Annotated in this window: 15 protein-coding genes and 1 pseudogene; 9 read left to right on the top strand and 7 right to left on the bottom strand. The window is 63.5% G+C overall.

Going from position 1 to position 21,472, the window contains the following annotated elements; genetic code table 11:
• Positions 1-12 precede the first annotated feature (12 nt).
• Together AB8A50_RS23635 and pdeM are read left to right on the top strand one after the other, a co-directional pair.
• Positions 13-2,733, top strand: a complete 2,721-nt coding sequence (locus tag AB8A50_RS23635; protein WP_439079090.1) for a ligase-associated DNA damage response DEXH box helicase — start codon at positions 13-15, stop codon at positions 2,731-2,733.
• A gap of 38 nt (positions 2,734-2,771) precedes the next feature.
• Complete coding sequence (gene pdeM / locus AB8A50_RS23640; protein ID WP_439079091.1) at positions 2,772-3,464, top strand: ligase-associated DNA damage response endonuclease PdeM; 693 nt, start codon at positions 2,772-2,774, stop codon at positions 3,462-3,464.
• A gap of 24 nt (positions 3,465-3,488) precedes the next feature.
• Here the strand turns inward: pdeM and AB8A50_RS23645 are convergent, their stop codons facing one another.
• Positions 3,489-4,022, bottom strand: a complete 534-nt coding sequence (locus tag AB8A50_RS23645; protein ID WP_439079092.1) for an ureidoglycolate lyase — start codon at positions 4,020-4,022, stop codon at positions 3,489-3,491.
• A gap of 78 nt (positions 4,023-4,100) precedes the next feature.
• Complete coding sequence (locus tag AB8A50_RS23650; protein ID WP_439079093.1) at positions 4,101-4,964, bottom strand: LysR substrate-binding domain-containing protein; 864 nt, start codon at positions 4,962-4,964, stop codon at positions 4,101-4,103.
• Between the two features lie 95 nt (positions 4,965-5,059).
• Between AB8A50_RS23650 and AB8A50_RS23655 the strand changes: the two genes are divergently transcribed.
• The 3 genes from AB8A50_RS23655 to AB8A50_RS23665 all read left to right on the top strand — a co-directional run bounded on the left by AB8A50_RS23655 (position 5,060) and on the right by AB8A50_RS23665 (position 8,135).
• Complete coding sequence (locus tag AB8A50_RS23655; RefSeq protein ID WP_175365911.1) at positions 5,060-5,986, top strand: DMT family transporter; 927 nt, start codon at positions 5,060-5,062, stop codon at positions 5,984-5,986.
• Positions 5,987-5,989: 3 nt separating this feature from the next.
• Positions 5,990-6,754 carry an MBL fold metallo-hydrolase gene (locus tag AB8A50_RS23660; protein WP_093761700.1) on the top strand — a complete coding sequence of 255 codons (765 nt, stop codon included), beginning with the start codon at positions 5,990-5,992 and terminating at the stop codon, positions 6,752-6,754.
• A gap of 73 nt (positions 6,755-6,827) precedes the next feature.
• The gene (locus tag AB8A50_RS23665) at positions 6,828-8,135 is read left to right on the top strand and encodes an NRAMP family divalent metal transporter (protein WP_439079094.1); all 1,308 of its coding nucleotides are present in this window, start codon (positions 6,828-6,830) and stop codon (positions 8,133-8,135) included.
• A gap of 126 nt (positions 8,136-8,261) precedes the next feature.
• Here the strand turns inward: AB8A50_RS23665 and AB8A50_RS23670 are convergent, their stop codons facing one another.
• The 5 genes from AB8A50_RS23670 to AB8A50_RS23690 form a co-directional block, all read right to left on the bottom strand.
• Positions 8,262-9,035, bottom strand: a complete 774-nt coding sequence (locus tag AB8A50_RS23670; protein WP_068737508.1) for a TIGR02186 family protein — start codon at positions 9,033-9,035, stop codon at positions 8,262-8,264.
• Positions 9,032-9,961: a sulfite exporter TauE/SafE family protein gene (locus tag AB8A50_RS23675; RefSeq protein WP_320446408.1), complete on the bottom strand. Its 930-nt coding sequence runs from the start codon at positions 9,959-9,961 to the stop codon at positions 9,032-9,034. The genes AB8A50_RS23670 and AB8A50_RS23675 overlap by 4 nt, the downstream gene beginning before the upstream one ends.
• A 215-nt stretch (positions 9,962-10,176) precedes the next feature.
• Positions 10,177-10,992 (bottom strand): hypothetical protein, encoded by an 816-nt coding sequence (locus AB8A50_RS23680; RefSeq protein ID WP_439079095.1) that lies wholly within the window; start codon positions 10,990-10,992, stop codon positions 10,177-10,179.
• Between the two features lie 116 nt (positions 10,993-11,108).
• Positions 11,109-14,516 (bottom strand): hypothetical protein, encoded by a 3,408-nt coding sequence (locus tag AB8A50_RS23685; RefSeq protein ID WP_439079096.1) that lies wholly within the window; start codon positions 14,514-14,516, stop codon positions 11,109-11,111.
• Positions 14,517-14,743: 227 nt separating this feature from the next.
• The gene (locus AB8A50_RS23690; RefSeq protein ID WP_089266810.1) at positions 14,744-15,295 is read right to left on the bottom strand and encodes a TetR/AcrR family transcriptional regulator; all 552 of its coding nucleotides are present in this window, start codon (positions 15,293-15,295) and stop codon (positions 14,744-14,746) included.
• A 113-nt stretch (positions 15,296-15,408) separates the two neighbouring features.
• Here AB8A50_RS23690 and AB8A50_RS23695 point away from each other — a divergent pair.
• From AB8A50_RS23695 to AB8A50_RS23710, 4 genes and pseudogenes are all read left to right on the top strand, one after another.
• Positions 15,409-15,794, top strand: a pseudogene (locus AB8A50_RS23695) (nuclear transport factor 2 family protein).
• A gap of 98 nt (positions 15,795-15,892) precedes the next feature.
• Positions 15,893-17,683 carry an acyl-CoA dehydrogenase C-terminal domain-containing protein gene (locus AB8A50_RS23700; RefSeq protein WP_184513020.1) on the top strand — a complete coding sequence of 597 codons (1,791 nt, stop codon included), beginning with the start codon at positions 15,893-15,895 and terminating at the stop codon, positions 17,681-17,683.
• Between the two features lie 172 nt (positions 17,684-17,855).
• Positions 17,856-19,064, top strand: a complete 1,209-nt coding sequence (locus AB8A50_RS23705; RefSeq protein ID WP_068732581.1) for an acetyl-CoA C-acetyltransferase — start codon at positions 17,856-17,858, stop codon at positions 19,062-19,064.
• A gap of 12 nt (positions 19,065-19,076) precedes the next feature.
• Positions 19,077-21,293, top strand: a complete 2,217-nt coding sequence (locus tag AB8A50_RS23710; protein ID WP_309940597.1) for a 3-hydroxyacyl-CoA dehydrogenase NAD-binding domain-containing protein — start codon at positions 19,077-19,079, stop codon at positions 21,291-21,293.
• The last annotated feature ends 179 nt before the right edge of the window (positions 21,294-21,472 follow it).

The raw sequence follows: 21,472 nt of genomic DNA on the forward strand, positions 1-21,472 counted from the left end.
TAGTTCTAACGCGTGCCGCCCCGTAAATCCGTCGCCAAACCCGACCTGTTGCCCGATCATTTCCTGCGCTGGTTCGCCATGCGCGGCTGGTCGCCGCGCGAACATCAATTGGCGCTGCTGGAGAAGGCGCGCGACGATCGCTCGGCGCTGCTGATCGCGCCGACGGGCGCGGGCAAGACGCTGGCCGGCTTCCTGCCGACGCTGGTGGAGCTGTCTAACTTCTCCCCGCTTGCGGGGAGAGGTCGGCTTGAGAGCGCAGCGAACAAGCCGGGTGAGGGGGAGCGCATAATTGAACCTCCCGAGTTCGCCGAAGCTCCCCCTCACCCGTCGCGGACTGCGTCCGCGCCACCCTCTCCCCGCAAGCGGGGCGAGGGGAAAAACGCCCTCGTTTCCACCGGCCGCGCCGTTCAGCGCACCGGTGGTCTGCACACGCTCTACATTTCTCCGCTCAAAGCCCTCGCAGTCGACATCGCGCGCAATCTGGAAACGCCGATCGCGGAGATGCAGCTGCCGGTCAAGGTCGAGACCCGCACCGGCGACACGCCGGTGTCGCGCCGGGCGCGGCAGCGGCGCTATCCGCCGGATATTCTTCTGACCACGCCGGAACAACTGGCCTTGCTGCTGTCGTCCGACGACGCGCCGTTTCTGTTCTCGTCACTCAAGCGCGTCGTGCTCGACGAGTTGCATGCGCTGGTGACGTCGAAGCGCGGGGACCTGCTCTCGCTTGGCCTTGCGCGGCTGTGGAAACTCGCGCCTGAGATGCGGGCCATCGGCCTGTCGGCGACGGTCGCCGAGCCGGAATCGCTGGCGCGTTTCCTCGTGCCGCAGCCCGTTGGCGAAAGCGTTTCCGCCGATATCGTCGTCGCCGGCGGCGCCGCCGAGCCGGTGGTCGAGATGCTCGACACCAAGGAACGCTTGCCCTGGGCCGGCCATTCCGCGCGCCATGCACTCGGCGAGATCTACGATCTTATCAAGGACAACAAGACGACGCTGGTCTTCGTCAACACCCGCAGCCAGGCCGAGATGCTGTTCCAGGATCTCTGGCGCATGAACGACGATGGCCTCGCTATCGCGCTGCATCACGGCTCCCTCGACGTCGCGCAGCGCCGCAAGGTCGAGGACGCGATGTCGGCCGGGAAACTACGCGGTGTGGTCTGCACGTCGTCGCTCGATCTCGGCGTCGACTGGGGCGATGTGGATCTCGTCATCAATGTCGGCGCGCCGAAGGGCGCCTCGCGGCTGATGCAGCGGATCGGCCGCGCCAATCACCGCATCGACGAAGCCTCGCGCGCCGTGTTGGTCCCGGCCAATCGCTTCGAAGTTCTGGAATGCCACGTCGCCATCGATGCCGTTGCCGAAAATGCACAGGACACGCCGCCGTTGCGGACTGGCTCGCTCGACGTGCTGGCGCAGCACGTGCTCGGCTGCGCCTGCGGCGCGCCGTTTCGCGCGGACGATCTCTATAACGAAGTGCGCTCGGCGGCGCCTTATGCCGAACTGTCGCGTGTCGATTTCGACGATACCGTGGAGTTCGTGGCGTCCGGCGGCTACGCGCTGAAAATCTACGAGCGTTTCGCCCGCATCAAGCAGGACGCCTCGGGCAAATGGCGCGTCACCAATCCGAAGGTGCGCCAGATGTATCGCATGAATGTCGGCACCATCGTCGAGGATACGATGCTGAAGGTGCGGCTGGTGCGCGGAGGCAGCGGAAAAGGCAAAAAGGGTGTCACTGGTGCGCTGGCGCGCGGGGGACGCATGCTCGGCCAGATCGAGGAGTATTTCATCGAAGGCCTTGTGGTCGGCGACACCTTCGTCTTTGGCGGGGAAGTCGTGCGCTATGAATCCTTGGTCGAGGATCAGGTCTATGTCTCGCGCGCCCATGACAAGGACGCTAAAGTGCCATCCTATATGGGCGGCAAGTTTCCGCTCTCGACCTACCTTGCCGAACGCGTGCGCAAGCTGCTGGACGATGAGCGGGCCTGGAAGGGCCTGCCCGACCAGGTGCGCGAATGGTTGTTGCTGCAGGCCCATGTCTCGCATGTGCCCGGCGCGCGCGAACTGATGGTTGAGACCTTTCCGCGTGCCGACAAGCATTACCTCGTCTGCTATCCGTTCGAAGGCCGCCTCGCGCATCAGACGCTGGGCATGCTGCTGACGCGCCGTCTTGAACGCGCCCGCGCGCGGCCGCTGGGTTTCGTTGCCAATGAATATGCGCTGGCCATATGGGGCCTTGGCGACACGTCCCACATGATCCGGCAGGGCAGGCTCGATCTTGCCGCTTTGTTCGATCCCGACATGCTCGGCGACGATCTTGAAGCATGGCTCGCGGAATCGGCGCTGATGAAGCGGACCTTCCGCACCTGCGCGGTGATCTCGGGGCTGATCCATACCCGTTTCACCGGCGAGGAGAAATCGCGCCGTCAGGTGCTATTCTCCACCGACCTGATCTACGACGTTTTGCGCAAGCATCAACCCGATCATGTGCTGTTGCGCGCCGCGCGGGCCGATGCTGCGACGGGATTGCTGGACATTCGGCGATTGAGCGACATGCTGACGCGCATCCAGGGCCGTATCGTTCACCGGGAACTCGACCGCGTGTCGCCGCTTGCGGTACCGGTGATGCTGGAAATCGGCCGTGAAGCGGTATACGGCGAAGCGTCGGATGAGCTCCTGGCGGAAGCCGCCGAGGAACTCGTGAAAGAGGCGACGGGATTCGAAGAGACAGGATCGTAAGGGTTTTGCGAATCTCGCATTCGTCTTAAAAGAGCACCATGCACGCTGAGACCATCACCGTCGATATGAGCACCGTCAGCATCGCCGGCGTCACGCTGGCTGCGGACCTGTCGGGCGCCTTGTATTGGGAAGAGCAGAAACTTCTCGTGGTGTCCGATCTACATCTCGAAAAGGGCTCGAGCTATGCCAATCGCGGCGTGCTGCTGCCGCCTTACGATACGATCGCAACGCTCGGTCGCCTCGGTGCGGTGATCGCGCGTCACGATCCGCGCATCGTGATTGCGCTCGGCGACAGTTTCCACGACCGTGACGCCCATGAGCGGTTATCGCCGGCCAATCGCGACCTGCTGTCCACATTGCAGACGCGCCGTGACTGGATCTGGATATCAGGTAATCATGATCCTGCATTGCCGCCGGATCTCGGCGGCACCGTCGCTGAAGAAGTCGCCATCGGCCCGATCACCTTCCGTCATGAGCCGACCGGTGCTGCAGGCGAGATTGCCGGTCACTTGCATCCAAAGGCGCGCGTCAGCACCCGCGGCCGCGCCGTCGAACGTCGTTGCTTTGCGAGCGACGGCACCCGCGCGGTGATGCCGGCCTTCGGCGCCTATACCGGCGGGCTTAACATCCGCGACGCGGCATTCGCGAAAATCTTCCAGACCCTCGGCTTCGTTGCCCATGTGCTCGGCGACCGGCGCATGCACGCCATTGCCGCCTCGCGCTGTTGCTAGAGCAACATTTCATACATCGTCGTTCTACCCGTCCAGGATCAGGCGAACCTGCGGGATTTCCAGGATGGCAGACTCCTTCACAGGGCGCTCGTTGACGAGATGGTCGATAAGATCCTCCGTCGTCGAGCCTCGGGTCAGCATCAGGCAGGTCGCATTGTCGGCGCGCGTTGCGTGCCAAACGCCGGGACGCATGCAGATTCCGACGCCAGGAGACAAGCGATACGCTCGAAGGGTCGACAGGTCGGGCGTCTGGTTTGCATTACTCAAGCAAAGGACCTGAACGATCTCTTTCGTGAGAGGCACGACCGCCTGCTGGGTCAGGTGATGGACTTCGAGCTTTGAGACAAGCGGATTGTTGTCACGATACTCGACCCACAAGACCTCGGTGTTGCCTTCCGTACCGGGATCAAAGACGTGTTCGTGCCAGAAATCGCTCGCCGGGCTTCGAAAACCGACCGCGTCTTTTTTGAGAGGATCGGTTTTGCCGAGCACCCATCCGAAGGGCTCGAACGACGTGGGACTCAGAGCCTCAACAGTAACAGCGTCGGATGTCGGCATTGAGGGCTCCTTGGGGGCGTGTCCGAAGCATGGCTTCATGGCCCTGCAAACCGACGAGCATTAAAAGAAAGAGCGGCCTTACGCCGCCTTCGCCTGCACCGTATCGCAGAACTCGGCGAGGTGGTCGGCAAGCCGCAGCGTTGCCGGGCTCGCGTCGGGGGCGGCCATCAGCGTCACTTCAGTCTGGTCGATCGGCGCAAAGCCTTCTTTCGCCGTCAAGATGCGATGGTTGGCCTGGATAGCCATGTCGGACAGGATACTGAGGCCAAGTCCGGCGGCGACCGCGGCCTGGATGCCGGCGAGGCCGGAGCTCGTATAGGCCATGTGCCAACTGCGGCCTGCCGCCTCGATGGCATGGATTGCGCGGGTCCGGTAAAGGCAGCCGGCGGGAAAGCCGATCAACGGGACCGACCGGATGGCGGGGTCGATCGGATGCGCCTTGCTCGTGACCCAATGGATCCGCTCGGGCCACACCGCAATGCCACCTTTCTCACCGGCGGCGCGCTTGAACAGGGCCAGGTCGAGTTCGCCGCGTTCGAGATCGCGGCGCAAATACGTGCTCTGGTCGGCGCGCACGTCGAGCCGCAAGCCGGGCCGGGATCGCGAAAAATTCGCCAGCAATTCGGTCAAGCGATAGGCCGCGAAATCCTCGGGGATGCCGAGCCTGACAGCGCCTTCATTGGTCGGCCGGGCCAGCACGTCGCGGGCTTCCTCCGCCAGCGCAAGCAGCCGTCGCGCATAGGACAGGAGCCGCTCGCCTGCTTCGGTCGGGGTCACGTCCTTGCCGGTGCGGTTCAGCAGCGGCTGGCCGATATCCTCTTCCAGTCGCTTGATTTGCTGGCTGACGGTGGATTGGGTGCGGTGAACGCGCTCGCCGGCGCGGGTAAAGCCGCGGGCATCGACCACTGAGACGAAGCTGCGCAGGAGTTCGAGATCCAGCATCGGCTTTCCATTCGTTTTTCAACTGACAACAAGTATATCATTTAATTTCCAAATGGGAAGGCGGGCGCATAGACCGGTGGCAAAGGAGATTTCCGATGTCCCTCGCGCCGTCAGTTGCGGTTCCCCGTGCCGCCTTCAATCCGCTGCCGATCTATATCGGCATCTTCTGTCTGCTTTGGAGTTTCTCCTTCGTCGCAGGGAAGATCGCTGTTACCGATTGCCCGCCGCTCATTCTGCTCGCTGCGCGGTTTTCGCTCGCGGGTGTTCTGATCCTTGGGATTTCCGCCCTGCGCCGCGGTGCCTGGTCGCTGTCCTGGCGCGATGTCGCGGCTTACGCCGTCATCGGCCTGGCCAATAACGCGCTGTATCTCGGCCTCGGCTATACCGGCCTGCAAACCATCTCCGCCGGTCTCGGTGGCTTGGTCGTCAGCGCAAACCCGGTATTTACGGCTGTGTTCGCAGCGCTGTTGCTGAAGGAGCCGCTCACCGGACGCAAGGTCGCCGGGCTCTTGCTCGGCATCGCCGGCGTCACCTCGATCGTCTGGCACCGCATATCGGTGGGCACCGACAGCGCGCAGGGCATCGTATTCACGCTGGCATCGCTCGCATCCATCGTGACCGGGACGATCCTGTTCAAGCTGCTGGCACCGAAGGGCAGCCTGTGGCTGGGCAACGGCGTGCAGAATCTTGTGGCCGGCGTGGTGCTGATCCCGGTGGCGCTCACGTTTTCCGATATCGGCGCGATCGTGCCGAGTGCCCGATTGATCGCTTCGTTTGCATTCCTGACATTGGGCGGTTCTATCCTCGGTTATCTTCTGTGGTTTCACCTGCTGAAGACCTGCGGCGCCACCGCTGCCAGCGCCTATCACTTCCTGATGCCGCCACTCGGCATGCTGTTCGCCTGGATGGTGCTCGGCGAGCATGTTGAAAGTCGTGATCTCCTGGGGATCGTCCCGGTCGCCCTCGGTATCTATCTCGTCACCAGACCGGCCGCTTCACCAGCCCCCCTGCGACAGGAGTAGTTGATGTCTCTCACCATCACTTTGATTGGCGGACCCACCGCGCTGATTGAATTCGACGGCTTCCGGCTGCTCACCGATCCGACCTTCGATCATCCGGGCGCCTACAAGCTGCCGCATGTCACGCTGGAAAAACTCGTCGGTCCCGCGATCTCCGCCGCGCAAGTCGGCGCGGTTGATGCGGTGTTGCTCAGTCACGATCAGCACTCCGACAACCTTGATAACTCCGGGCGCGATTTCCTGCGCCACGCGCCGCGCGCACTGACAACCATTGCGGGCGCCAAGCGCCTCGGTGGGGATGTCGAGGGTCTCGCGCCATGGGATAGCACCGAACTTACAGGCAAGGATGGTCACTCGCTGACGATCACCGCGACGCCCGCGCGTCATGGCCCGGCCGGCATCGAGCCGCTGTCGGGCGATGTCATCGGATTCGTGCTGAGCTCGAACGCGCCAGGGAGCAGGCCGATCTACATTACAGGCGACACCGTCTGGTTCGATGGTGTCGCCGAGGTCGCGCGGCGTTTTCCGGCCGGCGTTGTGCTACCCTTCGCCGGTGCGGCGCAAACCCGCGGGCCATTCCACCTCACCATGGACACCAACGACACGATCGAGACGGCGCGCGCATTTCCCGATGCGACGATTGTGCCGGTGCACACCGACGGATGGGCGCATTTCAAACAGAGCGCCGGCGACCTGCGCGCATCCTTCGACACGCTCGGCTTCGGTGCCCGTCTGCGTATCCTCGAACCGGGTGTACGGACCTTGATCTAGCCCATTGCCAGTCCCTGCTTCGGAACGTTAGCTGCGACGGCACGTTGCCGAGCGGTGAGATGGCAGGGATCAGATGTCGGACCAGTCGAGCGAGAAGAAGCCTGATGATCAGGAGGGAGAAGCTACTGGTCCGAAAGGCTTTCTGAAACGGCTTGGTCCTGGTCTGATCACCGGCGCTTCCGACGACGATCCGTCCGGCATTGGCACCTATAGTCAGGCTGGGGCACAACTTGGTTACGGCATCGGTTGGACCATGCTGCTGACCTTCCCGCTGATGGTCGCAATCCAGGAAATTTCCGGACGCGTCGGTAGCGTGACCGGTCGTGGCATTTCCGGCAATGTCTGCCGGCACTATCCGGCGTCGCTGCTGCATCTCATCGTGTCGCTGCTGTTCATCGCCAATACTATCAATATAGCGGCCGATCTCGGCGCCATGGCCGATGCCACCAAGCTGCTCGTTGGCGGTCACGGCATCATCTATGTCGTTCTGTTCGGCGCGCTCTCGGTCGGCGCGCAGATTTTCTTCGACTACAAGCGCTACGTCTCGGTGCTGAAGTGGCTGACGCTCTGCCTGTTCTCCTATGTCGCCGCGCTTGCGGTGGTGAAGGTCGACTGGAGCGCGGCTCTCACAGGCATCCTGCTGCCGCAAATCACCTGGAGCGGCTCGTATCTCACCACCATAGTCGCCATTCTCGGGACGACGATTTCGCCATATCTGTTCTTCTGGCAGGCCTCGCAGGAGGCGGAAGACGAACGTATCGATCCCGACAAAGCTCCGTTGATCGAGAGGCCGATTGGTGCCGCGATGGAGTTTTCGCGCATTCGGGCCGACACGATCGTCGGCATGGCATTCTCCAACCTGATCGCGCTGTCGATCATCATTACGGCTGCGGCCACGCTCAATGCCTCAGGCAAGACGGATATCGAGACCTCGGCGCAGGTGGCTGAAGCCTTGCGTCCGATCGCCGGAGTATTCGCGGAGTGGATATTTGCGCTGGGCATCGTCGGTACCGGTCTGCTGGCGATCCCGGTGCTCGCGGGCTCGACTGCCTATGCTGTGGGCGAAGGTCAGCGCTGGTTGGTCGGTCTCGATCGCAAGCCACGCGAGGCTGTGGCGTTCTACGCGGTGCTGGCTCTGTCTGCCGTGATCGGGATCGCGCTGAATTTCACCTCGATCAACCCGATCTCGGCGTTGTACTGGAGCGCGGTCATCAACGGCGTGCTCGCCGTGCCGGTGATGGTGCTGCTGATGGTGATGTCGCGCCGCAGGGATGTGATGGGCGATTTTGTGATCAAGGGGCCGTTGCACTGGCTCGGTTGGCTGTCGACTGCAGCAATGGCCATCAGCGTGGTTGCGATGGTGGTGGGGATATTTTTGTAGCGCGCAGAATCCTCAACCGTCATTGCGAGGAGCGAAGCGACGCGGCAATCCAGAAGGCCACAAGCGAAGGAAGACTGGATTGCTTCGTCGCAAGGGCTCCTCGCAATGACGGTGGTGAGAGTAGAGTTAATCCCGTCTGAACACGATCGATGCCGCCCAGCCGGACATCAGTGCCATCGCGGCGGTGAGCAGCCCGTAGATGAAACCGTGATTGCGCGCGGCATTGGCGACGAACTGCTCGAAGCCGACCTTGACGATATCGAACGCCGTCTCCGCTTTCGAGATCAGCGCACCGTCGGCGAACAGTTTGATCTCGACATCGTAGGTTCCGATGGGCACTTCGGCGGGTAGCGGAATGCTGGTTCGGAACAGCGTCGGTGTCAGGAATGTCACCGCTGAGGTCTCCTCGCGATACAGTCCGTGTTCCTTGCGCAGTCGCACAAAGGCGCTGCGGAACGGGTCTGTCGCCACGACGTCCGCATAGTCGGTGCCGACGCGCTGGGTCAGCAGGACGTTATTGATCCCGAGCTGCTGGCGGCGCTGCACGTCGGCAGGCGCGATGGCGTCCATCGGACGGTTGGAAAACACGGCGAGATAGGACGGTACCTGCAGGAACTGGCGCGAATCCGTGTTGATCCAGATGCCGAAGCGGCGCTCCTTGCGCCGGGTCATGAGGTCGGTGCGCGGTCCGTTGACGGTGACGACGAGATTGTAGTTGTTGCGGCCGGGCGGTGTCTTGTCGTCTTTCTCGACAGCGCCGAACAGCACCAGTTCCTCGCCGGCATAATTCGGCGTCACGGTCACGCGATGGTTCGACACCGAGACGATCAGTTGTTCGGCGCGGGCCGGGGCGAGCATTCCGATGCCGAGTGCGGCGATGATCGGGAGCGCGCGTATCATGGAGCGACGCCTCCGGTATCGCGGATCGTGAACAGATCCGTGGGGCGAACGACCAGTTCCACCGCGAAGCGGACGCCGACCGCCAGGATCAGCAGGCCCAGCAGCAGGCGCAAATGCTCGCCGCGAATCTTCTGCCCGGCGCGGGCGCCGAATTGTGCGCCGGTGACGCCGCCGACCATCAGGATGAGGGCCAGCACCGCATCGACCAGATGATTGGTGACGGCGTGCAGCAATGTCGCGATCACCATGGTGACCAGCGTCAGCACCATAGATGTGCCGATGACCGTCGAAGTCGGAATGCGCAGCCAGTAGATCAGGATCGGGATCAGGATAAAGCTGCCGCCGATGCCCATCACGGCGCCGATGAAGCCGATCAGGAGACCGACGGCGATCACCGGGATCACCGAGAGATAGATCTTGGAGCGCTTGAACCGCATCTTGAGCGGCAGGCCGTGAACCCAGCTATGGCTGCCGGACCGGCGCAAGTTCACGGGATCACCGCGCCGGATGCGCAGCAGCGCGCGCAGGCCCTCCCAGAACATCAAGCTGCCGACGGCGGTGAGCAGGATCACATAGGACAGCGAAATGGTGAGGTCGAGCTGGCCGAGATTGCGCAGCTGCGTGAATGCCCACACCCCGAGCGCCGTGCCGACCACGCCGCCGGTCAGAAGGACCGTCGCAAGCGCGGGATCGATGGCGCGGCGTCGCCAGTAGGACAGCGCGCCGGAGAAAGACGAGGCTGCAATGTGGCTTGCCACTGACGCGACCGAGACTGCGGGGGCGATGCCGACGAAAATCAGCAGCGGCGTCATCAGGAAGCCGCCGCCGATTCCGAACATGCCGGAGACGAAGCCGACCGCAGCGCCCATCGCCAGGATGAGCAACACATTGATCGGAATGTCGGCGATCGGGAGATACAGTTGCACGCGCGTTCGCTTCGGAATTCTGGCCCTGAGTTGGGCCGAAACCGCTCATGGCGTGGTTCTGGAGGCGGCGCGGATTGCGAGCCGCGTCCCCGTCTTAGACGATATCGTCCGTTGATGGGATTAAAGAATTCGGTACAGGCGCGGTTTTCCGCCTCTACCGATGATACACCTTTCAAGGTGGTAAATTTTGTTGGCCCAGGCGCAAGCCGGCGGCGTCACGACTTCCTGGCCGGATCGGTGACGAGGTTCATGGCGGCGGCCTCGCTGGTGCCGAGCCAGCGGATTTTCTCGGTGGCTGACATCGCCTCGACGACCGACGAGGCGACGCCCATCTTGGTCATGTAGTTCAGCACATAGCCCATGGTGCGCTGCGCCGATGCGGTGGGGTCAGCGCCCGGCTTGGGAGATACAAAGCGGTGGACGCCCAGCCGCGAGCCCTCGACGCCGATGCGGGCCTTGCCGCCCGCATAGGTCATCACGCAGGCGCTGGCGCAGTAGGACGGTTTGATCCGGCCGGCCGAATCCACCGTGCCCACGGCGGTGGTCAGCCCGCGCGCACGGATGATCTCGCCCATGATGATGGCCTGGCCGACATTTCCGCCCGGAGACGACAGCAATACGGTATCGCCGGGCGCGAGTTTGGCTTCATCGAGCTTTTCGCGAAACCAGCTCGCAGTGGCCGGGCCGATCTCGCCGGTGATCGCCAACGCTGGACGGCCGCGGCCCGAATTGTCCGGATCGAGACTTCCGACCTCCGAAGACGCCATGCTCGGCGAGACATAGAGGTCTTTCCAATAGGCCCAGGCCTCCGGTTTGGAGAGCTCCTGATAGGCCTGCGCGCCGATGCCGCCGAATAGCACGACCGCGAATGCGACCGAGGGCCAGTTGAACCATTTGCTGCGCGGTGCCTCGGGTGGTGGAGGCTGCGATGGAGCGGGCGGCTCGGCGGGACGTGCGGCCCAGGGGTTGACCGTAGGAATCCCTGATGGGCGTTCCGCGTCCCCCGATGTGTCATCATTCCGAAAAGACAAATCGATTTCCTCGTCGTTCAGTCGGGCTCGGCGCACACTTCACCGTGCCGAGTCTGCTGAAGGTTTGTTGAGGAAATAAGACCGCCGGTTCGATCCGGCGGCCAGAAAAATCTGTCTTAGCGCGCAGCTCGCTTGCCCATCGATGCTTTCGCCCCGACCTGTGCCGGCGCTGCATCCCAACCGCCCGCGGGAGTGGCCACGTTAATGGCGTCATCGGGTTGGCCTTCCGGTGCGAAAGTCTGGACCGCCAGCCTGGCCGCGGCCAGCGACTGCGGATCGAGGCGCTTGGCGATGTCATCGCGCTTGCGGCCGGCATCGACGTCGCCCTGGGAGGCGGCGAGGCTGAACCACTTGAAGCTCTCGGCGAGGTTCTGTTCGACGCCGATACCGCGGGCATAGAGGATGCCGAGATTGAACTGGCTGTCGGCGACGCCGCGATCGGCGGCCTTGCGGAACCAGTACGATGCGCTCTTGTAGTTGGCGCCCTTGGTGCCGCCATCGGCATCGAGCACGGCGAGATTGTGCATCGCCTTGGCGTTACCACGGTCGGCCGCGAGCACGTAATAGCGGCGGGCGACGTCGAGATCCTTCTTCGCGCCGAGGCCCTTCTCGAATAGCGCGCCCAGGCGGAACATGGCCGGCACGACATTGGCCTGCGCCGCGCGGTCATACCACTTGGCGGCTTCGTCGTAGTTCTGCGCTACGCCCTTGCCCTCGGCATAGCGGACGCCGATTTCGAACGCGGCAGAGGCGTCGCCCTTGAGCGCCGCGTTGCGCAACGCGGTGCTGCCGATGGTCTCGGGCAGGCGCTCGCCGGCGGGGATCGAGGCTGTGGTGATCTTCTGGCCACTGGATGGCAGCACCGGGCCTGCGGCGCTGGCCTGCGGCGGTGCAATGCTGCCAGTCACATCGGGCGACACATATGGCACGGGCGCAGCCTGTGGCACCGGCTGCGGCGCATGCTCGACCGCGGCGGGCGACGGGGCGATCAGCGACTGCTTGCCGATCGGGGTGGGCGATGTCATCGACGGCGCGGCCGGCACGGGGACGGCGGGCTTGGTCGGGACCTCGGCCGGCTCGGGCGCGTTCAGCTGCAGCGGCGGTGCCGAGTGAATATTCTCGGCCACCGGCGCCGGCGAGCCGCTGTCCAGCAGCGTCATCGCCATCTTGAACGAGCCGAGCACGATCACGACCACGCTGGCGCCGACCAGCAGCGAGCGGATCTTCGAGCCGATCGTGGAGGATGACTTTTCGCTATCGGCGAGCTGCGGCCCAGGTCTGGTGGCCTTCGATTTGTCGGCCCTGGATTTGTCAGACCTCGATTTGTCGTTGCCGGTTGCGGCTGCAGCCTGTGCGGCGCGGCGTGCGGCAGCAATGAAACTCGACGCGGTGGCCTGTTCGGGGGCATCGACGGCGATTTCGCTGATCGCGTCTTCCGACGCGGCGATGCGTTCGGATGGCGATGCGCCGCGGCCCTGCGGACGCGTGCCGGGTTCGAGCGGATGATCTGGTGGCAGCGCCGGGTCAACCATCGGGCGCGGCGACGGACGCTCAGCAGCGGATGCAGACTGCGCGACTGGCTTTGGCGCGGGCGGAGGATCGAGAATGTCGCTGATCGCCTTCGGCATCGGGAAGGCCGATGCCGGTTCGTGCGAGATCGCAGTTGCCGCGAAGTCGCGCGGCGCGGCATCGAAGTGAACCTGCGGCGGACGCACCTCGACCTGCGACGGCGCAGCCTGTGGCTTCACCGGATTGGGCATCTGCGGGCGCGTCGGAGCCGGCACCGAAACATCTGGTGCAGTCGCGGGGCGCGAGGTCGGAGCGGGTGTTGCAACAGGCGCGGATTGCTTGGCAGGCGCGGCGCCGACCGCGCGCAGATCGCCCTCGATCCTTGCGAGGCGATCGACCACATGGCCGAGCGTGGAGTGAACGACTTCCAGCGAATCCTGCGTGTGGCGGTCGGTTTCCGACTGGCTGAAGCGCATGTCGGACAGTTCGCGCTTGATCGTGTCCACCAGGTCGGGATCGATCGATGGCGCCTTGCTGCGGGGATTGTCCAGCGCGGCGAACAGCGACTGCTGGCGTTCGAGATGGCGCAGGATGTCCTGCAGCCCGTCCTCGACGCGGCCGAGATTGTTGCCGCGCGTATCGGTGATGCTCTCCATCCGCTCGAGCAGATAGGAGACGCGCTGTTCGAGATGCGCGAAGGCCGACGACGAGTCATTGCCCACCGGCATATGGTCGAGACGCTCGGACAGCGTCCGCAATGCGGTTTCCAGATGATCGGAGCTGGCCATGACAGCCGGGCGCTCGCGATTTTCCAGCGCCGCCGTCAGCGTCATGATGCGCGCTTCGAGCGCGGCAAAGGAATCGCTGTTGTCGGCGCGTGCGAGCTGATCGACCTTCGACGACAGCGTCTGCAGGTCGTCGCTGAGACGGCCGAGCGCTTCGTTGGAAGCGACGTTGGACACGATGGCGCGCAGCGCGGCGATCGCGCCCTGCAGCTGCTCCATGGTACCGGGATCGTTGCTCGAGCGCACGATCAAGTCGATCTTGCCGCCGAGATTGCGGATCGCCTCGTCGAAGCCGGCGAGCTGTTCGGCGGGCGTCAGCGTGGTCAGCGTCTTGTGGATGTCGGCGAGCGCGCGTTCGAGATTGGCCAGCACGTCGCCGTCGATGCCGCTGTGGCGGTTGTCGTCGATGCGGCGGCCGAGTTCACGGATCTCGTTCTCGATTGATTCAATCGCGCGACGCGGCATCGCTTCGGTGATGACGTTGCGGATCTCGGCGAGTTCGCTGCGGAAGGCCGCGATCGACTGCTCGATATTATTGTCCGGGCGCTGCAGCGCGTCGATCTTGGTCGTGATCTGGAACAGCTGCCGCTCCAGGCCAGACATATCCGGCATGAAGCTCTGCGGTGGCGCGGCAGGTTGTGCATAAGGCGGCTGTACAAAGGACGGTGCAATCGGCGGCGCGTTGCGCGGGGCCATGCGCGGCGTGCCATCGAGCTCACCCTGGCGGGCGGCGATCTCGGCGATGGCGAAGTCCAGCGAGAACGGATCGATCGGCGGCGAGGCGCTATAGACCTGATTGGCGGCGCGCTCGACCATATCGATGCGCGGCTGTTGCGGCGGCGGCGCGGGGCGATATGTGGGCTCGCTGATCTGCGACAGGCGCGCATCGAGCCGTGAAATCGCATCATTGAGCTGGCGCGCAACGCCGGGCTCGCTGCTGCGTTGTGCAGGCTTCGAGAATAGTTCGATCTGCCGGGCAATGGCGTCGAGCCGCTCGTGGATTTCGACGACATCGGCCGCGTCGCGCTGCGGCAGGGCCGCACGCGGGGTGAGGGGGCGTTCCTGGTCGCGCGGGCGTGCGTTGGGCGAGTTGTAGCGCGGGGGAGCTTCGCCGATGGTCGAGTTCAGCCAGTCGCCCAGCGACATGCCGGCACGGCGCGCCGCAGCTTCGGCCCGCTCGCGAACCGATGGCTCAATCCCGTCAACACTCCACGATACGCGCGAATTCATGCTTTGGTCCGGTTCCGAGCTTGACGCCCACCAGCGCCTGCAGCCTCCCCCGCGCGTCCCATTGTGAAGACAATCGTAACGTGCGCGGGTCGTCTGCCTCTGATCCGGACTTTTCAGGGTTAGGGTAAATAACGGGTTAAGGATCGGGTCGAGCGGGCCTTAAAAGTTAACCCGACGATACACTTGCGCCGATTTGCAGGTAGGATCGGATGTCTCTGCCTTTGGCGTCAGCGCGTAAACAGCGCACTCAAATCGTCGACATCCAGTTCGGTGATGGCGCTGTGGCGCGGATCCATCACCGCGGACTGGCCGATATAGGCCCAATAGAGAAACTCGGCGCGGGGCAGCGCCCGCTGGCTTTCCACCCCGGCCTCAATCAACCATTTCGCCATATAGCCGACCCGCCTGGCATCCACCGAGGCGACCATTTTGGCGACGTCTGTGTCGGTCGAGGCCATGGCGCGGATGGCGCGGTCCAGGCTGCGGTCTTCGTTGAAAGCGAGCTTCATCAGGTGGGTCAGACGTGCGGCGCCAGCGACCGAGGCGTCGATCCCCTCGATCACCTGATCGGTCGTCCGCTCCTGCCAGCGCTGCAGAAGCTGTAGTCGAAATTCAGATATGTCTTTGAAATGCCAATAGAAACTTCCGCGTGACACGTTTAGGCCGGTGGCCAGTGCGCCGACCTTCAGCGCGTCGGCGCCTTGCCGCGCGAGGATCCTCAGCCCGTGGTCGAGCCAGGCCGAGCGCGTCAGGCGGTCTTTGGTCAGTTGGTCATCCATTCCCCGACCATACACATGTGTATTGACGAAATCCACGCTCTGGCGTTAACGTCCATGCAGAAGTGTATGGAGCGGCACTGGCCGAACAGTGCCCGATGCGGGAGGGAGAGCCGATGAGCGTGAGCGGCCTCGATAGATGGTACAGCTTCATGCGGTCTCATGATCGGGCGATGCTGTGGGACCTGCTGCATCCGGAAGCTGTGTTCGAAAGCCCGGTCGTGCATGCGCCGCAGCGGGGCCGTGAGATCGTGTTCAAGTATCTGACGACTGCAGAGAAAGTGCTGGGTGGCCCCGGCTTCGCTTACAAGGCGAATGGCGCAGCGAAAACGGTGCGGTGCTCGAATTCGAGAACGAGATCGAGGGCATCAAAATCAATGGCGTCGACATGATCTCCTTCGCCGATGATGGCCGCATTACCCACTTCAAGGTGATGGTCAGGCCGCTCAAGGCCATCAACCTGTTGCACAGGCTGATGGGCGAGGAATTGGCGCGGCAATGAGCCGCCAGCTGCTTGCTTCATCTCCGATAACAATTGCGTAAATCTGACACGGCGGCGCCGTATCATCCGATCAATCGAATTCAAACCGAGAGAATTCCATGCCCAGCTACAAAGCCCCGCTCGAAGACGTCGGCTTCCTGCTCAACGACGTGTTTCAGTTCGATCGCTACAACAATCTGCCCGGCTTTGCTGACGCGTCAGCCGATGTACGCGAAGCGATTCTGGGCGAAGCCGCCAAGCTCAGCGAAGAAGTGCTGCAGCCGCTGAATCGCGTCGGCGATCTCGAAGGCTGCAAGCGCAACGATGATGGCAGCGTGACCACGCCGAAAGGCTTCAAGGAAGCCTATAAGCAGGTCGCCGAGGGTGGCTGGCTCGGCCTCTCGGCTCCCGCTGAATTCGGCGGCCAGGGCCTGCCGGTGACGCTGTCGCAGACCGTTGCCGAATTCCAGATCTCCGCCAATATGGCGTTCTCGATGTATGGCGGCCTCACCATGGGCGCGACCGCAGCACTCATCGTGCATGGCAAGCCCGAGCAGAAGGCGATGTTCCTGCCCAAGATGGTCGCCGGCGAATGGACCGGCACCATGAACCTGACCGAGCCGCATTGCGGCACGGATCTGGGCCTGCTGCGCACCAAGGCCGCGCCACAGGCGGACGGCAGCTACAAGATTTCCGGCACCAAGATCTTCATCTCGGCCGGTGAGCACGACCTTGCCGACAATATCATCCATCTGGTGCTGGCCCGCATCGAGGGCGCACCAGCCGGCATCAAGGGCGTGTCGCTGTTCGTCGTGCCGAAGTTCATGGTCAATGCCGATGGATCGATCGGCGCACGCAACGGCGTGATGTGCGGCTCGATCGAGCACAAGATGGGCATCCACGGCAATTCCACCTGCGTGATGAATTACGACGGCGCCACCGGCTGGCTGATCGGCGAAGAGAACAAGGGCATGCAGGGCATGTTCGTGATGATGAACGAAGCCCGTCTCGGTGTTGCCGTGCAGGGTCTCGCGCAGTCCGAAGTCGCCTATCAGAACGCGGTCGCCTATGCGAAGGACCGCCTGCAGGGCCGCTCGCTGACCGGGCCGAAGTCGCCGGACAAGCCGGCCGATTCGATCATGGTTCATCCGGACGTGCGCCGCACGCTGCTGACCATCCGCGCCTTCAACGAAGCCGCCCGCGCGATGGTGGTGTGGACCGCGCTGAAGAGCGACGTCGCGCATCGTTCGGACGATCCGAAGGAGCGTCAGGCCGCTGATGATCACATGGGCCTGATGACCCCGGTGCTGAAGGGCGTGCTCACTGATGGTGGCTTTGCCAACGCGGTCTCAGCGCAGCAGATGTTCGGTGGTCACGGCTATATCGCCGAATGGGGCATGGAGCAGTTCGTGCGCGACGCGCGCATTGCTATGATCTATGAAGGTGCCAACGGCATCCAGGCACTCGATCTGGTCGGCCGCAAGCTGCCGCGCGATGGCGGCCGTGCCGCGATGGCGTTCTTCGGCGAGGTCGGCGCATTTGCGAAGGAGCATGGCGCTGACGAAGCCATGAAGCCTTACATCGATCCGCTCTCGAATGCGCTCGGTCATCTGCAGCAGGCGACCATGTGGCTGATGAACAATGCCATGATGAAGCCCGACAACGCCGGTGCCGGCGCTACCGATTACATGCAGCTGTTCGGCCTCACCGCCTTCGCCTATATGTGGGCGAAGATGGCCAAGGTGGCGCAGGACAAGATTGCCACTGATGGCGCGACACCCTATCTGACGACCAAGCTGGTCACCGGCCGCTTCTTCATGGAGCGGATGTTGCCTGAAACCGCACTCCATCTCGCCCGCATCCAGACCGGAAGCGCGACGACGATGGAGCTTCCGGCGGAAGCGTTCTAGTCACTATATGCGCCGTCATGCCCGGCCTTGTGTCGGGCATCCACGCCTTGGCGGCGCGCGAGAGAAGACGTGGATGGCCGGGACATCTAGCGAAGCCGCGCTTCGCGCTTTTGCCCCGGCCATGACGGCGTTTTAGAAATTCGAACAACACGACCACTCTGAGGGAGACACCATGCCCGAGGCATATATCTACGATCACGTTCGCACGCCGCGCGGCCGCGGCAAGGCCGATGGCTCGCTGCATGAGGTGACCGCGCTGGCGCTCGCTACTGCACCGCTGAAGGCGCTCAAGGAGCGCAACAACCTGCAGCCGGGCACTATCGATGACGTCATCCTCGGCGTGGTCGATCCGGTCGGCGAAGCCGGCGGCGACATCGCACGCATGGCTGCGCTGTCCGCCGGCTACGGCAACGACGTCCCGGGCATCCAGATCAACCGCTTCTGCGCTTCCGGCCTCGACGCCGTGAACTTCGCCGCGGCGCAGATCATGTCGGGCCAGCACGACATGACCATTGGCGGCGGTGCCGAGAGCATGAGCCGCGTCGGCATTGGTGCCGCCGGTGGCGCGTGGCCCGTCGATCCGTCGATCGCCGTGCCTGCTTATTTCATGCCCCAGGGCGTCTCGGCCGATCTGATCGCAACCAAATACGGTTTCTCCCGCGACGACGTCGATGCCTATTCGGTGCAGAGCCAGCAGCGCGCTGCCAAGGCCTGGGACGAAGGCCGCTTCAAGAACTCGGTCATTCCGGTGAAGGACATCAACGGCCTCACCATTCTGGCCAAGGACGAGCATATGCGTCCGTCCACGACGATGCAGTCACTGGCCGCGCTGCAGCCGTCCTTCGTGACGATGGCGCAGATGGGCGGCTTCGATGCCGTGGCGATCCAGTCGCATCCGGAAATCGAAGGCGTCAACTACGTCCATCACGCCGGCAACTCGTCGGGTATCGTCGATGGCGCTGGCGCCGTGCTCCTCGGCAGCGAGGCGGCCGGCAAGAAGGCGGGCTTGAAGCCGCGCGCGAAGATTCGCGCGTTTGCGAATATCGGCTCCGAACCGGCGATGATGCTCACCGGTCCGGTGGACGTCACCAAGAAGGTGCTGGAGCGTTCCGGCATGAAGCTGTCGGACATCGATCTGTTCGAGCTCAACGAAGCTTTCGCCTCGGTGGTGCTGCGCTTTATCCAGGCCTTCGATATCGACAATGAGAAAATCAATGTCTGCGGCGGCGCCATCGCCATGGGCCATCCGCTCGGCGCCACCGGCGCGATGATCCTCGGCACTGTGCTGGACGAACTCGAGCGCACCAACAAATCGACGGCCCTCGTCACCCTCTGCATCGGCGGCGGCATGGGCACCGCCACCATCATCGAACGCGTGTAAGGAGTGGCCAACATGACCTTCAAGAACTTCAAGGTTGAGACCGACGCCGACGGCATCGCGCTCGTCACCTGGGACATCTCCGGCCGTTCGATGAATGTGCTCGACGTAGCGACCATCGAGGAACTCGGGGCCATCGTCGATCAGACCACTGCGGATGCCGCCGTGAAGGGCGTTGTCATCACCTCCGGCAAGGAAGCTTTCTCGGCCGGTGCCGATCTGTCGATGCTCGAAGGCATGGGCAAGGTGTTTGCCGAGACCAGGGCTGCCAAGGGCGAGGAAGCCGCGCAGCAGATGCTGTTCGACGAGAGCCGGAAGCTGTCGCTGACGCTGCGCAAGATCGAGACCTCCGGCAAGCCATGGGTCGCGGCCATCAATGGCCTCGCGCTCGGCGGCGCGTTCGAACTGACGCTGGCCTGTCACTATCGCGTCGCGGCTGAAAATCCGAAGACGCGTCTGGGCCTGCCCGAAATCAAGGTCGGCCTGTTCCCCGGCGGCGGCGGCACCCAGCGCCTCGCGCGCATGCTGCAGCCGCAAGACACGATGCAGATGCTGCTCAAGGGCGAAGCGATCAATCTCGTCAAGGCGAAGGCGATGGGCATCGTCGGCGCGGTGGTGCCATCAGCCGATCTCATCTCGGCCGCGAAGGAGTGGATCAAGGCTGGCGGCAAGGCTGTCGCGCCTTGGGACGAGAAGGGCTTCAAGCTGCCCGGCGGCCCCGTCTATTCCAAGCAGGGCATGATGATGTTCCCCGCTGGCAACGCCATCTATCGCCGCGAGACCTTCGACAATTATCCGGCGGCCCGCGCGATCATGCAGTGCGTCTATGAAGGCCTGCAGCTGCCGATGGATGCGGCGCTCCGCGTCGAGTCCCGTCAGTTCGCGCATATCCTGCAGACCAAGGAAGCGGCGGCGATGATCCGCAGCCTGTTCCTATCGATGCAGGAGCTCAACAAGGGTGCGCGTCGTCCGCAGAACGTGCCGCCGACCAAGGTCAAGAAGCTCGCCGTCATCGGCGCCGGCTTCATGGGCGCCAGCGTTGGCTTCGTCTCCGCGCGCGGTGGCATGGACGTGGTGCTGATCGACCGCGACCAGGCCAGTGCCGACAAGGGCCTCGGTCATTGCATCGCGGCCATCGATGGCCTGATCGCCAAGGGCCGCGCCAAGGAAGCCGATAAGACCGCGCTGCTGGCAAAGATCACCGCGACTGCGGACTTCGACGTTATCAAGGAGTGCGATCTTGTTATCGAGGCCGTGTTTGAGGATCGCGCCGTCAAGGCCGAGATCTACAAGAAGGTGCAGCCGTTGTTGAAGGAAGGCGCCATCATCGCGTCGAACACCTCGACGCTGCCGATCAACTCGCTGGCCGAGGAATTCGCCGACCAGTCCAAGTTCATCGGTATCCATTTCTTCTCGCCGGTCGAGAAGATGATGCTGGTGGAAGTCATTGTCGGCAAGAACACCGGCGATGTCGCGCTGGCGACCGCGCTGGATTATGTCCGCGTCATCGGCAAGACGCCCATCGTGGTCAACGACTCCCGTGGCTTCTTCGCCAATCGCTGCGTGCTGCGTTTTACGGCCGAGGGCCTGGAAATGCTGCTCGAAGGCGTGCCGCCGGCGATGATCGAGAACACCGCCAAGATGGCCGGCATGCCGGTCGGGCCGCTGTCGCTGTCGGACGAGATCGCGCTCGATCTCGTGCTGAAGATCATGAAGGCCACCGAAGCCGATCTCGGCTCGCAGGCGGTCGATCAGGCGCAGAAGAAGCTGATCGTCGAGATGGTGGAGAAGCAGGAGCGCTTCGGTCGCAAGAACGGCAAGGGCTTCTATGAGTATCCGCCGAAGGGCAAGGGCTCCAAGGCTCTGTGGAAGGGCATCGCGCCGCTGCTGCCGAAACCGGTCGATCCCGATACGCTCGATGTCGAGGAGCTGAAACAGCGCTTCCTGGTGGTACAGGCGGTAGAAGCCGCGCGTACCGTCGAGGATCACGTGATCGTCGATCCGCGCGAAGCCGATGTCGGCTCGATCCTCGGCTTCGGCTTCGCGCCGTTCACCGGCGGTACGCTGAGCTATATCGACTTCATGGGTACCAAGAAGTTTGTCGAGCTCTGCCACAAGCTTGAAGCCAAATACGGCTCCCGCTTCACCCCGCCGAAGCTGCTCGAAGAGATGGCCGCCAAAGGCGAGACCTTCTACGGCCGCTTCCCGCCGAAGAAGCTCGCGGCGGCGTAGTCGATAGCACGGACCGTAATGCTCCCTCCCCCCTTGCGGGGGAGGGCCGGGGAGAGGGGTGCCCAGAACTCGGGCGTCGCGATTTGCGGCCACCCCTCTCCCTAACCCTCTCCCGCAAGGGGAGAGGGGACGACAGCGCCAAGTCTATCATGTGGTGATCAACGCGGCATCCAACACAA

This window comes from Tardiphaga sp. 841_E9_N1_2 (assembly GCF_051811065.1).
GTDB classification, from domain to species: domain Bacteria; phylum Pseudomonadota; class Alphaproteobacteria; order Rhizobiales; family Xanthobacteraceae; genus Tardiphaga; species Tardiphaga robiniae.

What these genes read in the sequence shown, in the direction of transcription:
- pdeM (WP_439079091.1), top strand. Translation starts at nt 2,772, where the DNA reads ATGCACGCTGAGACCATCACCGTCGATATGAGCACCGTCAGCATCGCC.
- AB8A50_RS23645 (WP_439079092.1), bottom strand. Translation starts at nt 4,022, where the DNA reads ATGCCGACATCCGACGCTGTTACTGTTGAGGCTCTGAGTCCCACGTCG.
- AB8A50_RS23650 (WP_439079093.1), bottom strand. Translation starts at nt 4,964, where the DNA reads ATGCTGGATCTCGAACTCCTGCGCAGCTTCGTCTCAGTGGTCGATGCC.
- AB8A50_RS23655 (WP_175365911.1), top strand. Translation starts at nt 5,060, where the DNA reads ATGTCCCTCGCGCCGTCAGTTGCGGTTCCCCGTGCCGCCTTCAATCCG.
- AB8A50_RS23660 (WP_093761700.1), top strand. Translation starts at nt 5,990, where the DNA reads ATGTCTCTCACCATCACTTTGATTGGCGGACCCACCGCGCTGATTGAA.
- AB8A50_RS23665 (WP_439079094.1), top strand. Translation starts at nt 6,828, where the DNA reads ATGTCGGACCAGTCGAGCGAGAAGAAGCCTGATGATCAGGAGGGAGAA.
- AB8A50_RS23670 (WP_068737508.1), bottom strand. Translation starts at nt 9,035, where the DNA reads ATGATACGCGCGCTCCCGATCATCGCCGCACTCGGCATCGGAATGCTC.
- AB8A50_RS23685 (WP_439079096.1), bottom strand. Translation starts at nt 14,516, where the DNA reads ATGAATTCGCGCGTATCGTGGAGTGTTGACGGGATTGAGCCATCGGTT.
- AB8A50_RS23690 (WP_089266810.1), bottom strand. Translation starts at nt 15,295, where the DNA reads ATGGATGACCAACTGACCAAAGACCGCCTGACGCGCTCGGCCTGGCTC.
- AB8A50_RS23700 (WP_184513020.1), top strand. Translation starts at nt 15,893, where the DNA reads ATGCCCAGCTACAAAGCCCCGCTCGAAGACGTCGGCTTCCTGCTCAAC.
- AB8A50_RS23705 (WP_068732581.1), top strand. Translation starts at nt 17,856, where the DNA reads ATGCCCGAGGCATATATCTACGATCACGTTCGCACGCCGCGCGGCCGC.
- AB8A50_RS23710 (WP_309940597.1), top strand. Translation starts at nt 19,077, where the DNA reads ATGACCTTCAAGAACTTCAAGGTTGAGACCGACGCCGACGGCATCGCG.